The organism is Candidatus Methanoperedens nitratireducens, assembly GCF_900196725.1.
Lineage (GTDB): Archaea > Halobacteriota > Methanosarcinia > Methanosarcinales > Methanoperedenaceae > Methanoperedens > Methanoperedens nitroreducens_A.
On sequence record NZ_FZMP01000029.1, the window covers coordinates 1 to 15,130 of the forward strand.

The 15,130-nt window shown below is 45.7% G+C and carries 15 protein-coding genes and 1 pseudogene; 12 read left to right on the top strand and 4 right to left on the bottom strand.

The annotated features are described in order from the left end of the window. Window positions 1-179: 179 nt before the first annotated feature. Complete coding sequence (locus MNV_RS03255; protein WP_096203947.1) at window positions 180-1,619, bottom strand: B12-binding domain-containing radical SAM protein; 1,440 nt, start codon at window positions 1,617-1,619, stop codon at window positions 180-182. Between the two features lie 110 nt (window positions 1,620-1,729). Here MNV_RS03255 and MNV_RS03260 point away from each other — a divergent pair, with 110 nt between their 5' ends. Further along, entirely contained in the window at window positions 1,730-2,083 is a 354-nt protein-coding gene (locus tag MNV_RS03260; protein ID WP_096203948.1) for a Smr/MutS family protein, read from the top strand. 111 nt (window positions 2,084-2,194) lie between these two features. Continuing rightward, window positions 2,195-2,617: a DUF61 family protein gene (locus tag MNV_RS03265; RefSeq protein WP_096203949.1), complete on the top strand. Its 423-nt coding sequence runs from the start codon at window positions 2,195-2,197 to the stop codon at window positions 2,615-2,617. 58 nt (window positions 2,618-2,675) lie between these two features. Here the strand turns inward: MNV_RS03265 and MNV_RS03270 are convergent, their stop codons facing one another. Together MNV_RS03270 and MNV_RS03275 are read right to left on the bottom strand one after the other, a co-directional pair. Then, the gene (locus MNV_RS03270) at window positions 2,676-3,266 is read right to left on the bottom strand and encodes a hypothetical protein (RefSeq protein ID WP_096203950.1); all 591 of its coding nucleotides are present in this window, start codon (window positions 3,264-3,266) and stop codon (window positions 2,676-2,678) included. A 108-nt stretch (window positions 3,267-3,374) separates the two neighbouring features. Continuing rightward, complete coding sequence (locus MNV_RS03275) at window positions 3,375-4,106, bottom strand: lipopolysaccharide kinase InaA family protein (RefSeq protein WP_096203951.1); 732 nt, start codon at window positions 4,104-4,106, stop codon at window positions 3,375-3,377. Window positions 4,107-4,257: 151 nt separating this feature from the next. On the opposite strand from MNV_RS03275, the gene MNV_RS03280 reads away from it, so the two are divergent. The 3 genes from MNV_RS03280 to MNV_RS03290 all read left to right on the top strand — a co-directional run bounded on the left by MNV_RS03280 (window position 4,258) and on the right by MNV_RS03290 (window position 6,988). After that, on the top strand, window positions 4,258-5,274 hold the full coding sequence (locus MNV_RS03280) for a geranylgeranyl reductase family protein (RefSeq protein ID WP_096203952.1): 1,017 nt from the start codon (window positions 4,258-4,260) through the stop codon (window positions 5,272-5,274). 84 nt (window positions 5,275-5,358) lie between these two features. Further along, window positions 5,359-6,201, top strand: a complete 843-nt coding sequence (locus MNV_RS03285; protein ID WP_256999930.1) for an ABC transporter ATP-binding protein — start codon at window positions 5,359-5,361, stop codon at window positions 6,199-6,201. Between the two features lie 4 nt (window positions 6,202-6,205). Next, entirely contained in the window at window positions 6,206-6,988 is a 783-nt protein-coding gene (locus MNV_RS03290) for an ABC transporter permease (RefSeq protein ID WP_096203954.1), read from the top strand. Here the strand turns inward: MNV_RS03290 and MNV_RS20060 are convergent. Continuing rightward, a complete protein-coding gene (locus tag MNV_RS20060) occupies window positions 6,927-7,148 on the bottom strand; it encodes a hypothetical protein (RefSeq protein WP_218837876.1) in 222 nt (73 codons plus the stop codon). The genes MNV_RS03290 and MNV_RS20060 overlap by 62 nt on opposite strands. Window positions 7,149-7,302: 154 nt before the next feature. Between MNV_RS20060 and MNV_RS03295 the strand changes: the two genes are divergently transcribed. The 7 genes and pseudogenes from MNV_RS03295 to nadA all read left to right on the top strand — a co-directional run bounded on the left by MNV_RS03295 (window position 7,303) and on the right by nadA (window position 15,099). After that, window positions 7,303-7,800 carry a DUF6978 family protein gene (locus tag MNV_RS03295; protein WP_218837877.1) on the top strand — a complete coding sequence of 166 codons (498 nt, stop codon included), beginning with the start codon at window positions 7,303-7,305 and terminating at the stop codon, window positions 7,798-7,800. After that, a complete protein-coding gene (locus MNV_RS03300; protein ID WP_096203955.1) occupies window positions 7,790-8,557 on the top strand; it encodes a DUF1829 domain-containing protein in 768 nt (255 codons plus the stop codon). The genes MNV_RS03295 and MNV_RS03300 overlap by 11 nt, the downstream gene beginning before the upstream one ends. A 104-nt stretch (window positions 8,558-8,661) precedes the next feature. Further along, window positions 8,662-8,982: a DUF2769 domain-containing protein gene (locus tag MNV_RS03305; protein WP_096203956.1), complete on the top strand. Its 321-nt coding sequence runs from the start codon at window positions 8,662-8,664 to the stop codon at window positions 8,980-8,982. 2 nt (window positions 8,983-8,984) lie between these two features. Further along, window positions 8,985-10,454 carry a glutamate synthase-related protein gene (locus tag MNV_RS03310; protein WP_096203957.1) on the top strand — a complete coding sequence of 490 codons (1,470 nt, stop codon included), beginning with the start codon at window positions 8,985-8,987 and terminating at the stop codon, window positions 10,452-10,454. A gap of 120 nt (window positions 10,455-10,574) precedes the next feature. After that, complete coding sequence (locus MNV_RS03315) at window positions 10,575-11,888, top strand: cobyrinate a,c-diamide synthase (RefSeq protein ID WP_306453615.1); 1,314 nt, start codon at window positions 10,575-10,577, stop codon at window positions 11,886-11,888. A 59-nt stretch (window positions 11,889-11,947) separates the two neighbouring features. Continuing rightward, a pseudogene (locus tag MNV_RS03325) lies at window positions 11,948-14,100 on the top strand (DUF2298 domain-containing protein). Between the two features lie 90 nt (window positions 14,101-14,190). Continuing rightward, entirely contained in the window at window positions 14,191-15,099 is a 909-nt protein-coding gene (nadA, locus tag MNV_RS03330) for a quinolinate synthase NadA (RefSeq protein WP_096203961.1), read from the top strand. The last annotated feature ends 31 nt before the right edge of the window (window positions 15,100-15,130 follow it).

The window sequence follows — 15,130 nt, forward strand, 5'->3', positions numbered from 1 at the left end:
ATACGAACTCACGCAACCGGAGTTCGTTGTGAGTTAGTATTAGTTCGTTGTTGATGCATATTTTGTCATACTTTTTCATATTCATTTATGAACCGCATTCATAGTTGACTCAGTGGCTATTTGTTTCTGAAGCCACAGAGGCTCAGAGGCATAGAGACCGTCGCGAAGAACTTAAACACTTATATTCTCTCAAGTTTCTCTTGTATCCCCTCGTAAAACTCGCACCATTCCTCGAATTCATAAGCTGAGTTCCACGGCATGCCAGCCCTGAATTCCCTGACGAGGTTAAAGTATTCCTCCGGGAACCAGGGCGCTTTGAAGTCGAACTGGTCAAAGTCACCCCAATCCTCAAGCGTATTGAGCGGTTTCAGTCCGTTTTTAAGCGCAGTATAATAAAGTTTAGTGCGCGGGTAAGGTGTAAAGAACGACAGCAGAATATCCATGTGCGCGAGCCTCCTGCGCTCTCCGTATGCGCATATTATTTTATGTATCTCGTTAAGTGTACTTTTGACCTCTTTCTTTACGTCCACACCCGGAATCCCGACCATGAACGAGCCGCGAACATCAATATCATGTTTTATGCACTTATCGATGCAGTTTTTAATATGGCTCACTCTGGCGCCTTTATTCATGGCATCAAGCGCATCCTGGTACCCGCTCTCAAAGCCGATGAATATCTCATGCACGCCTGCTTTACGGATAAGAGCCCATGTCTTATCATCAATGCGTGCAAGGTGCTCCATCCTCCCGTTGACGCTGGTGAAGCGGATTCCCATGTCTTTCTTAACCAGAAGCTCGCATAATTCTTTCACACGCCTGATGTTCAGGAAGAAATCGCTGTCGCGTATCATGAACGTGTCGATATTGTAAGTCTTTGCGAGATGTTCAAGCTCAGAAACTACAGTTCCAGGTAAAAGTCCTGACCAGTGCCTGCCGCAAAACAGGGGTTCGGAGCAGAAATCGCAGCGTGCGGCACAACCCTGGCTGATGTAATAATCTATACAGCGGTTGCCAAACTTATAACCCTTGATATGCTTTTCCACATCGACCATATCATAGGGGATAGGCGGGAAAATATTGAGGTCTTTAAATTCGCGGTCAGGGTTGTTTATGATACGGTTGCCGTCTTTATGGGATACACCGGGAATTCCTTTGAGGGATTTTTTATCCCTCAGGCTTTCCACGACCTCCTTAAAAGTAAGCTCGCCCTGACCTCTGATAACGATATCGATGTTCGGGTTTTCCAGCGTCTGCACAGGTTCTGTTGATGGATGGTACCCGCCCCAGATAACAGGCAGTTCCGGGCATCGTTCCTTCACAGCAGCGCAAACATTAATCCCGTCACGGATCTGGTAGCAGGTCATGCTGCTGACTGCAAGGCAGAGTGCGTTCTCGCAGCCGGAAAGTATCAGGTCTTTATAGTCGCTGTCAACTACGGCATTGAATATTTTAACATTGAAATCATCCCTGACCATCCTTGCAAGAGCGAGAAGCGAGAGCGGCACATTGATAAGAGGGACCTGGAGGGACGTTGTTTTCTTATTCTGGATAGCAACTGGATGTTTTACTGGCATCGGGTTGAACAGGATAATGTTATTCTTCTCTGTTTGCGCTGTCATAGTATCTAATTCTTATACTGTCTTTTCAATATATATGATGGGATAAACATTTTGTTGTTCTACCTAACATTGCAAAATTTTAAATAATTGTAAATAATACCTGCCCTCTTATGGCACGCTACGATGTAGATATCTTCAACAGGTGCATTGAAGTTGACCTGCATGGTTATTCCCGCAGGACCGCCTGCATGGTAGCGCGGGAGAAAATCAAAGAGGCTTACGAGCATGGGTTCAGGTATGTCAGGTTAATACACGGCGCAGCGAATGTGCAGCATAAGGAAGATGGGGGAAGCATCAAATTCGCATTGCGCACTATGTTAAAAAGCGGTGAACTTGCCAGGTGGGCGGAGGAGAGGGATTCAAAGAATCACAAAATAAGTGACGGGTCTATAGTTTTTTCGCTCAGGAAAAACCCGTCTCCCGTGGATGGAGAGTGGAAAGATATGCCCATTGATGAATATTAAGAGCCGGGTAGCTGCTAAGCAGAATATAATCAAGACCACTGAGGATGCAAATGGAAAAGACAAAGAACAATGCGGTCAATACTGATTATCAGTATAACAATCCATTAACCCATGTTTAACGAAGACGAATTCGAAAAAAAGATATCCCTGAGATTCATACAGACGCTGAACAGGCATCTTCCAAAGAAAAGAATAACACTTAAACAGCTTCTTCAGGAAGACAAGCCAGGCATAGAGAACCTGGATGGTTCCATCCATTCATTCGATAAAAAAGAACTTGAGAGACTTGCCTCAATTATACCGGAATGGGAACAGGATAAACTCAGGCTTCCCATATACCTTGAGATGAGTTCCTCGATGGAAAGAGGCTCTATCAGGATTTCAGGCAGGAGCGAATGCGCGGCAATAAGCAGGATATCAGGAAAAGAAACGCCGGAGAAGAGAGTTGAATCAATGATTATCTACTATCCGCATCTTTTGAAGATACGAAAAGAGCTTCCCACAACTACACAATACATGTTCACAACCGGCTAAAAAATCCGATTTATACGTTTCTTTTTTATTATTATGGCGCTCGTTATCTTTATATATTCTAAGAAATATCTGGCGCCAGATCAAAATTATGCTCTTTCCATTTCCCATTGGCAGACATCTTAATATACAGCACAGGCTCATCGCCTTTACCGACCATCGGGAAACACATGCCTGTGGCAGTACGTGCGCCGGGGAATACCTTATAATAAACATCTGTATCGCATAACCCGTTCAATTCTTTGGTATTATACAGCCCGCCATACCTCTCAAGCTGTCTTCCATCCCTGGTGACTACGGCTTTACCCATCATCTCAAAATCTATACGCTCGCTGTGATTGTTCCTCATTTCCAGACTGACAAAAAGGCAGGGGTCCCTTTTATCGATCGATACCTGGATACAATCTTTAAGATATTTGACCTCTGTTACCTGAAGTTCATATGCTGGCGGGGGCTTTGAGAGAGATATGTTCCCTGAAATACCCTGAATGGCTTTAGAGAATTCTCCTGCAGTGTTATGATATGTCGTGGAGAGCTTTTCCACCATGGTCCGGTAATCCACGCTCAACTTTCCATCTTTTATTGCAACACCGCCTGAATAATAAACCAGAACTATTGATAAAACCAGTATGATTATAAGTAGTCCTTTCACACTTCACCTTCAGTTTTCTATGTGTTTCATTACACACCTACATAAGGCTCTGTGTGATTCTTTTGTGAATCCCGAATAGCATCAGCCTTTTTTGCGCATGGAACTATTCTAATTTTTGAGTCCATACCTTTTCGCCTTAATCAGTTCGTGCAGGTTTCCCAATTTGTTTTCCGCAAGAAAAACAAGGTAAGTGTACGGTACTATGTTTATTTTTCGCGTCAGATTTTCACCATATCCCGCAGCTATGCTTTTCAGCACATCCCTCACATCCGATGAATCCGGAATCTCATACGCGGCACTTCTTGCGAACGCTGAATAATCGTTTTCCCGGCTCTCTTTTATAAGGCGATGCTCAAAATCAAAGAATACGATCTTTCCTTCTGGCGTATATGCTATATTATGTACGTTCACATCACCCAGGTTAAAACCTGCGTCATGGATTTTTCTCATCTCAGCGGCAGCCATTCTAATAAGTTCCAGTTTTTTCTGTTTGCTTACGTTAATATCTCTTAGAACTCTTGATAATTCGGCCATTTCGACATATTCAATATCGATGTAACCGTTTCCTTCTTCAAGCAATTTAGGAACCGGAAAGCCACGTTTATTGAACTCTTTGTACCTTTTTACTTCGGTGCGCTTCCTGCTTTTACCTGATGCCGGCAAAAGACCATGAGGAATAGCTTCCAGCATTGTAAGGAGGTCAGAGTAGACGTCCGCAAGGAAACTATTATAAAATTTTTTCCTGATATACCTGCCCTTTTTCTCATCATATCTGCGCTCAATTACATTCAAATAGCCTTCTGTACTTCTTTTAAAATGATGAATGATGCTGATATTCACTACCCCCGCACACTTTCTTGCCCTGTTTATATATGTTTTATAAACATATATGATTAAGCATATTCCAAAGGTTTTTCTGCAATCAGTTTATAATAAAACAGATGCAGGGATATTATGAAGGGGACATTAGAATAATCCGGAAGTGACAATTATGAAAATAGCTATAGCCGGGGCAGGAATATCAGGAGCATATCTGTACAGGCTCTTACAAAATGAGAGCGAGGATGAGATACATATATATGGTCACAAGCATGAGACAAAATGCGGCATTTCCCCCTGTGCGTGGGGAGCAACAGGAGGGTTCAATGAGTTACTGGAGCATGTGGACCTTGACCCGGAGAGTTATATTTTGCAGCAGCTTGACCACGTTATAATAGACGGGACCGAGATAAAGGTGGATATAGTAACGTTCAACAAGCCCCGCCTGATTAGCGACTTGCTTAAGGATGCTGCGGTTTATTATACTCCATTAAATACAACGAAGTATGACAGAGTGATCGATGCAACGGGTACTTCGCGCACGTACCTTCCGCCCGTAGAGAACGACCTCGTGCTGCTGTGCGCGCAGAGCCGTGTGCGCAGCGATAAACCTCTCGGTAACTTGGTCAGCCTCGGCTACATAGGCTACGCCTGGTGTTTTCCGCTAACGGATAACGTCTACCACGTTGGCTATGGAAGCATTAATGAATCATCGTTCCACGCGCTTTCAGAAATATGCAAAATATGGAAGAAAGATAGCTATACGGTTTGTGCCTGCAAAGGTAAGATACGCATCACATGCCCACACCATTCAACCCCTTTTGTAGATAATATAGCAATCCAAGGTGGCAGCGTGTCTGTGTGGGGCATTGGGGAGGCAATTGGCTGTGTAGGTTCCCTGGCAGGCGACGGTATAGTACCGGGCATGAAAAGCGCGCAGCTACTGCTGCAGCACCGGGATGATCCTGAGAAATATACCCATTCGATATTGCATGAGTTCAAATGGATGAAGAACGAGCGCCGTGTCGTTGACAAGATATACCGGGGTGAAAGGCTCGGATTTGGCGATGCATGGGTATTTAAGGAGAATGCGCGGAGGGCAGGGATGAAGATCGGGCTAAGGCAGGCTCTAGGCGTGTTGAAAAGGTTGGGAAAATCCAGAAGTATAAATGAAAAGACGACCTGTTAGCAGGCATGGTGGTCTGTTATAGTTTCCATAATTGCGGCTTCTAATCTTGAAAAGCGGTTTGGCGAATTTATCGCCGTGGATAGCGTGAGTTTTACCGTGGAAGAAACAGAGATGTTCGGATTCCTCGGTCCTAACGGTGCAGGCAAGACCACCACGATGAAAATGATACAGTGCATATCGCCCAAAACAGGAGGCGAGCTTTCGGTATTCGGGGTGGATGTGAACACGCACCAGCGGGAGATAAAAAGACTTCTGGGGGTCGTGCCCCAGGAGAACAATCTTGATCCTGATTTCACAGTGTATGAGAATCTCCTTGTGTATGCACGCTATTTTAACATTCCGCGTGCTGTGGCTGAGAAGAAAATAGACGAACTTCTTGATCTCGTGCAGCTGCGTGAGAAAAAGAGTACAACCATCGTACAATTATCAGGTGGGATGAAGAGGCGCCTGATACTTGCAAGAGCACTTATCAACGACCCGCGCCTTTTAATACTGGATGAGCCCACGGTCGGGCTTGACCCGCAGGCAAGACACCTCATCTGGGATAAACTCAAAAAGTTGAGGTCGCAGGGCAACACGATTGTACTCACGACCCATTACCTTGAAGAAGCTGCACAGTTATGCGACCGACTTGTGATTATGGACCAGGGCAAAATCCTGGTTGAAGGAAAGCCTGCTGAACTTGTCCTGCAACATGTGGGGACCGATATTGTGGAAGCTGAAAACAGCCCGGAGACAATAGGTTGTTTAGACAGGCTTGGTATAAAATATGAAATATCGGGGGAAACGATACAGGTATATACAGATAGCCCACAGAAAATCACTGGTATTCTGCTTGAGGATTGCAGGCTCGGGAAGGTAATTGCCCGGAGAGCCACACTTGAAGATGTATTTTTGAAACTCACAGGGAGAAAATTGAGGGATTGAAAAGATGTCATATTTTGATATTCCTGAACTGACAGGCAGCACCTGGAAGGTCTGGCTTCGAAATAAAGACGTGTTCATGAAAACATATATGGTGAACTTTCTCCCCAACTTTTTACAGCCACTGCTATATCTTTTTTCCCTCGGGTTCGGCGTTGGGTTTTTCATAAACGAGATCGAGGGCATATCTTATGCAAGGTTTATCGCCCCTGCCCTGATAGCTATTGCGATTATGAACTCATCGTTTTTTGAATGTACTTTCGCCTCGTTCGTGCGCATGTACTTCCAGAAAACTTTTGACGCCATAATAGCAACACCCCTGACGATCGAAGAAGTGATAACAGGCGAGCTCCTCTGGGGCGCCACGCGAAGTACGATAAACACCATTATCACGCTGCCGGTGCTGGCTGCCTTCGGGCTCATCGAATTTCCTTCCTCCCTGCTGATAATCCCGTTCTCATTCCTTGCCGGTTTTCTTTTTGCAACGATCGGCATGTGTTTTACAGCCGTTTCCCCGAACATAGATTCCCTCAATTATCCCATGTTCCTGTTCATAACGCCCATGTTCCTCTTCAGCGGCACCTTTTTTCCGCTTTCGCTCCTGCCGATGTCCATCCAGTATCTTGCAATAGCCCTGCTGCCACTGACTCATGTTGTCATTATTGCGCGTTCGCTGACACTTGCAAACCCGCATCCGCTTATGCTGCTGAGCTTTGTTTGGATCGCGCTTACTTCAATCGTGTTCTTTTTACTGTCGGTGAACCTGATGAAGAAAAGACTGGTCGTTTAATTTCAACACCTGAAAAAGTGTGCAAAAGCCCATCAAAAGCCTGCCTGATATGAAGATCGTTATCCAGATTTTTTTCAAAATCCGGTTTTAACCGTTCACTCAGTTCCTTGACCTTTTTATCGCTTTCCTTTGCATCCGTATTCCTGATAGCTTCTATCATTTGTTTATGCTTGGTAGGATAAAACTATCTATCACCTTTCGAATCCAAGCTTAATACCGGTGTTACCTCCAGTCACTTTATAAATCGAGCCAAATCACAAGATTAAAATAGGATAAGTAAAAATATATATAAAGCTTCCAATGTAGTGAAAAAGGTGGTATCTGAAAAAATGTTAACACAGGATGAGGCGAATATTCTCATCGGCCTTCCAAAGGTGAAGAAATATGATGATATCTATGCATTTCCGTCTCCTGGGGATACCTTAATGGTTCCAGTAATCTCCCAGAATGGGTTAGAGAACTTCTTAATAGATATTAACAGAGGAAGAATACAAATTACAAAGTGCACGTACCAGGAACGCCATCAGGAGAGAACTATTTTATTACGACTTGATATTGACGGACCTCCACACCATAACCCTTATGTAGAAACGCTTCCATTGCCAGATTTAGAGCCTTATAACGGAAGGATAATACCTTGCCCGCACGTTCATCTATATGTGGAGGGATTCATGGATAAATGGGCAATCCCGGCTCCAACTGATAAGTTCCCCAATACAATCGACTTATTTAAGACTATAGAGGACTTCTTAGACTATTGTAATGTCATTGACAAGCCCAAGTTTTGGAGGGAGTCGTTAAATGGGTTTTAATGAGTGTCAGGATTTAGTTAATAAATATATCGAGTGGCTCAAACAGAGTATCAGCTACGCTGATAAAGAAGGTATTTGTGAGATTACCACTCCTTTTCTTGACAGGCATAATGATTGTCTACAGATTTATGTAAAAAAAGACGGTGATAATCTTATTCTCTCAGATGATGGTTACATACTCAGAGATCTTAAGTTAAGCGGATTTGAAATCACCACAGAAAAAAGGAAACAATTGGTGAATGCAGTACTTAGTGGTTTTGGGACTCAGCTTAGAGTGGATGAGATTGTTACAGTAGCGAAAGCTGATAACTTTCCTCAAAAGAAACATAATTTAATTCAGTCCATGCTAGCTTTAAACGATATGTTTATTACGGCGAGATCGATGGTAGAAAGCATATTTAAGGAAGATGTTGAGAAGTTTTTGCGCCTTCATGAAATCCGGTTTACTCCTTCTGTCAAATTCACAGGAAAGAGTGGATTCGACCAGTCCTTTGATTTCGTTATTCCCTCCTCTAAAGACCAACCTGAAAGAGTTATTCAAGTCGTCAATCGTCCAACCCGCCAGAATATAAGCTTTTTAATTTTCTCTTGGGCAGATACAAAAGAAGTAAGACCTGTGAAATCTACATTATATGGATTTCTAAATGATACAGAGCAATCCATAAACGCCGAACTGGAAAGTGCTCTGGAGCAATATGATATAAAACCAGTTCTTTGGTCTAAGAGGGAAGAGTATCTTCCGGAACTCGTAGCCTGATTTATAGAATCCTCTTTCATAACTTATTCCTCTTTTTCATATAACTCTTAAAATCAGAAGGCTTTTAATCTCAAAAGTCCAATTAATAACGGGAGTATAGGAGCATGAATGAAAATCCGTGTCCAAAAGTTCCGTTTACGGCAGAGAACATAACAGCCTGCATGTGTCCACGGTGCCCGGTCCAGACCGGCAGCCGGTGTGTAAATGAAATACTGGGGAAGCTGGATGAAGTACTGGGAAGCGCAGGTGGGGTGCCCGAACCTCGGGACGTTCCGGGAGTGTACTGCTCTACCGGGGCTGCTACCTGTAAGGACCTTAACCCCTCGCAGATGTGTATCTGCGGAAGCTGCGCAGTCTGGCACAGGTACAACCTGGTGAGCGGGAGACCTGTTTATTATTTCTGCAAAGATGGAAGAGCAGGGTAAGTATGGCGGCTGTGCAGGATACCAGGGAAAACAGGGAAAAATGCCTATGCCCGGGCTGCCCGAGCTATCCTCACGATTGTGAAGGAGAGATTTTATATTGCGGCATGGGCAAAAGCGATTGCGATATCAAAGCAAGAGGCTGTAATTGCAGTAACTGTCCGGTTTATTATGAATATAAACTGAACGGATTATTTTTCTGCGATAAAGAAGAGGTCGGTTTAAGCGGCTTCGTAATGCGTAAAAAGAGGTCTGATGAGGATGGTTCTTTTTACCAGGGTATTGTAAATATCAAGGATATCGCGAACACAGGAGAGAGCATCCCCTGTTCGATGGGTTCGTTGAAAAAGCTGCCGTTCTCTCTTGATGACCTGCATTTTGTGCCCGCACAGGTGGACAGGATTCCCCTGAACAGGGATGAGGAAGTAAATACCGCAATCGTTATCGGTTCCAGAAAGCCATTGAGAGCCTCTACCCCGATTATGATTACCGGTATGAGCTTCGGTGCGGTCTCAAAGAATGTCAGGCAGGTAATCGCATTGACTGCTGCACAGTTAAAAATGGCTTTTAACTCAGGTGAAGGCGGGATTTTAGAGGACGAAATCAAAATCGCAAAAGATTTTTACATAGGCCAGTATGCCACAGGCAGGTTCGGAGTCGGTGAAGAGTTGCTGAAGAAGGTCGCTGCGGTCGAGATAAGGTTCAGTCAGGGAGCCTATCCCGGCAAAGGAAGTTACCTGCCTGCCAGTAAAATGACCCCTGAGGTCGCAAAAGCGAGAGGGCTAAAGAGAGGCGAGGCTGCGTATTCACCGGCGCATCATCCTGATATGACCACTCCGCAGCATGTAAAGGACAAAGTTTCCTGGCTGCGGGACATTACAGGCGGTGTTCCAATAGGGGCAAAGATAGGCTGCGGCAATATCGAGAATGACCTTCGTGTTCTGGTTGATGCAGGTGTTGATTTCATAGCCCTTGATGGTTTTGGCGGCGGCACCGGAGCCACGGAATTATACGTGAGAGAAAATGTCGGCATCCCGATATTTGCCGCGCTGCCGAGGGCTTTTAAGTACCTTACAGAACTTGGGGTCAAGGACAGGATATTCCTTATTGCCGGCGGAGACCTGCGTACTTCTGCTGATTTCGCAAAGTGCCTGGCACTCGGGGCTGATGCGGTCTACATAGGCACCCCTGCCCTGATCGCTATGAACTGCGAGCAGTACAGGATATGTTATACAGGGTTATGTCCCACAGGCGTAACCACTCATAATCCTGTACTGCTCACGCAGCTCAATGTTGAGAAGGGAGTTGAAAAACTGACTAATTTTATTGAAGTATCGACCCGGGAGATAGCCAACCTGGCAAGGATCGTGGGAAAAGATGATATCAACAAACTTGATAGCAATGACCTTGTTTCTATGAACAGGGAACTGGCGGCAATCACGGGTACGAGATGGATGAACTGGGGGGTATATTGAACAGTAGAAGTAACATATCTTTTCCACTCCTATTTCGAAGCTGTTTATAGATGAGACTTATATTCTTTAATCTCATTGTCATCCCTGTGATAACCTATTACTGAAATCCCCACTGTCCTCATCGCAGGCACTGGCAGCAGCGTGGGAAAGACCACAGTTGCTTTAGGCTTGATGGCTGAGCTCAGCAAAAATTACAAAGTCCAGCCATTCAAAGTAGGACCCGATTTCATTGACCCCACCCACCATACCCTGGTCTGCGGGCGCCCGTCCAGGAACCTGGACAGCTACATGATGGGCGAGCGCGGAGTACTTGAAACCTTTATACATGCCTCAGCAGATGCGGACTTTTGCGTAATAGAGGGAGTAATGGGTCTTTTCGACGGCATGGATGATACAGAGATAGCAAGCACTGCCCATGTAGCCAAAATACTAAATGTGCCGGTGGTATTAGTCGTTAATGCCCACGGTGTTTCGCGGAGCGTTGCAGCTATGGTAAAAGGCTTTGCAGAGTTCGATAGGGTCGATATCCGGGGTATAATTCTGAATAGCGTGGGCAGCGAGAGGCATACAGGACTTATCAGGGACTCGCTGCGCAGCGCCGGCATTAAGATTCCTGTCATAGGGTCGCTCCCGGCGAGCAGGGAGATCTCGATCCCGTCGCGGCATCTGGGACTTCATATGGCAGGCGAGAATGAACTGGATGTAACATTACTTTCAGGGTTCATTGAGAAAAATGTTGATTTAGATGCTCTAAAAACGATCGCGGGTACCTATGAGGTGCCGAATATAAAGCCGGATGAGCCGGATGAGGGATTCGACACCAGAATCGGGATTGCCCTGGACGGTGCGTTCTGCTTTTATTACCAGGACTCATTCGACGCTTTCAGGAGACTGGGCGCGGAGCTTATTTTTTTCAGCCCGATGAGCGACAGGCTGCCTGATGTGGACGGCATGTACCTTGGCGGAGGATATCCTGAGCTGTTCGCGCGGGAGCTTGAAGCCTCAAGGTCACGCGATGATATAAAAAAAGCCGCGAACGACGGGATGCCGATATACGGCGAATGCGGGGCGCTGCTGTATCTGAATGAGAGCCTCACCACAGATAAGACCTATAGAATGGCGGGCGTACTCGGAGCGAATTCGAGGATGACAGACAGGCTGCAGGCGCTCGGTTATACTGAGGCGCAGGTAATATCGGATTCCCCTCTTGCAAAAAAAGGAAGGATTATCAGGGGTCATGAGTTCCACTATTCTGTTACTGAATGTGATAGGGATGCCATGTTCGCCTATAAACTGGGACGGGGAAAAGGAATAAGTTCGGGAAAGGACGGGCTTATAGAACATAATACTCTTGCGAGCTATATGCATACCCATCCAGCCTCAGCCTCGTTCGCTGAATTCCTGCACCAGTGCAACAGGTATAAGTCAGGCTGAGTATATACATTAAAGAAGTCAAAAGTATCTAAATAAATGCAACATGTGGGAGTGTTTGGATGTCCGAGGCTGTATTTATTATTGAGTGGTTGCTTATTGTTGAAGCCATAGGATTTATTTCGTTTCCTCTGGTAGCCCGCTTCATCAACCTGCCTGACAGGGGTTATTCGATCTCAAAACTCATAGGGCTTCTTCTGGTAACGTACCTGGTATGGCTGGAGGTAAGCCTTCGGATTTCGGATTTCGGACTTATTGCTATTGTATTTGCGCTTGTGTTGCTGGTTATAATCTCATTTCGCAGCTTTGACCCCCGGCTTCTACCCCGAAAAGGCATTTTGTTAAAAAGCGAGCTTGTCTTCATGATTTCATTTCTTGTGTTCACACTTATTATAATGAACAAGCCGGACATATACGGCCCGAACTCCGAGGATTTTATGGACTTTGCCTTCCTGCAGTCCCTTCTCAGGAGCGCTCATTTCCCACCCCCCGACCCCTGGATGCTGGTGAGACGCTGAGCTATTATTATTTCGGTCAACTGCTCGTGGCAGTGCTCACAAAGTTATCCGGCATCCCTTCGAACATCACGTACAACCTTGCAATCCCGATGTTCTTTGCGCTCACAACCCAGGCTGCTTATGGTGCGGGGTACAACCTCACGCGGCGTTCTTTTTACGGGATTACCGGCGCGCTGTTCGTAGCCGTCAGCGGGATAATGTCCGGGTTCCTGCAACTTGCCGTGTATCTTGTCCCGGTCTCAAGAGGATTTATACACTATACGCCGCTGCAGGTGCCTGATATACAGCAGTGGCTCCTGAAATTTAATTTCTGGGATTCGATAAGCATCATCCCGCAGACATTTAATTTTTATCCTTATCATACGTTCGCACATGGCTACCTGCACGCCCACATGATGTCGATACCGTTCCAGGTAATGCTTATCACTATTGGTCTTGGTCTGTTCAGGGCTGAAAAAATAGGAAGATGGGATATCCTGCTTCTTAGCTTAACGATCGGCTTTTTCGCAGGACTGAGCATATGGGAATACCCTACCTATCTTCTTTTTGTTTATCTTATTTTTGTCTTCACGCGCAAAAAAGAGGCTCTGAACCTCAGCACCAGGATAGCGGCTCTCAGTATCATACTGTACCTGCCTTATTACCTCACAAGGAACTCAGGAGGATTTATCGGTATCCTGCCTGTTCCTGAGAGTACATCTCTTTTAGATTTCCTGCAGGTGTTCGCTCTCTTTGTGTTCCTGCTGCTCTCGTTCCTGTTCGTTTACTGCTGGCAGCACAGGGAAAAATACGAGGGTACGCACAGGAAAATAATACTGTTCGGCGCCGTGATGCCTCCTGTGGTATTGGTATCCGGGGTTGCTTTTCGTTCACAGGTATTGCCCCTGCTGGCATTGATTGCCCTGATATCCTTCTACGGGATAAAGAGGTTCGAGGGGCACGATGAAAAATTCACTCTGCTGCTTGTGCTTCTTGGAAGCCTTGTTGCTGTATTCCCTGAGATATTATACATTATGGATGCCATGCCTGTGGCGCGCTTTAACACGATTATGAAATTGCATCTTCAGGTATGGGTTTTGTGGGGAATTGCCTCCTCATATGCAATATACTATATCCTCGGGCAGGACAGGGCAGGCAGGTTTAAAATAATGACCATTGCTATCTGGTCGGTAGCTGTTATTTTTATGGTCTTTGCATCACTCGTCCATCCTGTTGCATCGACTACAAGCTGGACGAGCGGCACGACGTTTTTTGGCTCATCGACGCGCGGGACTCTGGACGGGACTGCATACGTGAGCAAAGAAAATATCGACGATTACAGGGCGGTCCGGTGGATAAACAGGAACATTACAGGTATGCCCGTGATCCTGGAAGCACCCGGCAGTGCTTATACGTACTCATCACGCATCTCCACTCTCACAGGGCTTCCGACCGTGATCGGCTGGACGTCTCATGAAATAATATGGGGCAATAGCTGGGATAAAGTTGATGAGCGAGTCCGGGATGTTAATACAACATACTCAACAACCGAAAAGGAGAAAGCTGTTGAACTTCTAAGAAAATACAATGTGCAGTATGTTTATGTCGGGGATATCGAAAAAGATAAGTATCCCCGAACAGGATTGCAGAAATTCGACGATGATAAGCTTTTTGAACTTGTGTATAATGACAGCGTGCGAATATACAAAATAAAATGATGTGATGATCCTGCTCAGCGCCAGTTTTTGATTTTGACGAGTGTGGCAGGAAAACATTTTAAGCAATAGGATAATGTTGGACACTGAAATATGAATGATTTTGACAGGATCAAATGGCTAAAAAAAGAAAAAAATGCAATCATCCTTGCTCACAATTACCAGCGTGGCGATGTCCAGGATGCTGCTGATTTCGTGGGCGACTCTTTCGGCCTGAGCCAGAAAGCAGTTTCAAGCGGCGCAGACGTGATAGTTTTCTGCGGGGTTGATTTCATGGCAGAGAGCGCAGCTGTGCTCAATCCCGGGAAGACAGTGCTTATGCCCGAATTGAGTGCCCAGTGCCCGATGGCAGGCATGATAACGCCCGAATCCCTGAAGCTTGAGAAAGAAAAGCACCCAGGGGCGGCTGTTATCTGCTATGTGAATACTTCAGCGGCAGTGAAGGCGCAGAGCGATGTATGCTGCACCTCAGCGAACGCCATTAAAGTGGTGAATTCGATGGAAGCAGATGAGATAATCTTTGTCCCTGACAGGAATCTTGCACTGTACGTTGCTGCCAACACTGAAAAGAAGATAATCCCGTGGAAAGGGTACTGTCCCACTCATCACCTGATATTGCCAGGCGATATCCTGCTTGAAAAAGAGGAGCATCCCGATGCTCTGGTTCTTGTCCACCCTGAATGCAGGCCCGAAGTCGTAGCTCTTGCAGATAAGGTACTGAGTACGTCGGGCATGCTGAAATACGCGGCGCAGTCCTCTTCAAAGGAGTTTATCATCGGCACCGAAGTAGGGCTTTTGCACAGGCTGAACAGGGAGAATCCCGACAAAAAGTTCATCCCTGCAACGCGATATGCTGTCTGCCCGAATATGAAAATGAACACGCTGGGAAGCATAATCCGCGCGCTTGAGCGGAATGAGCATGTGATAAAAGTCCCGGAGGATATCAGGAAGAGAGCTAAACTGGCGCTTGATAGGATGCTGGAAGTGGGGCGGGGTGATTGAGCGCTAAGGATTGATGATTAAATAACATTCT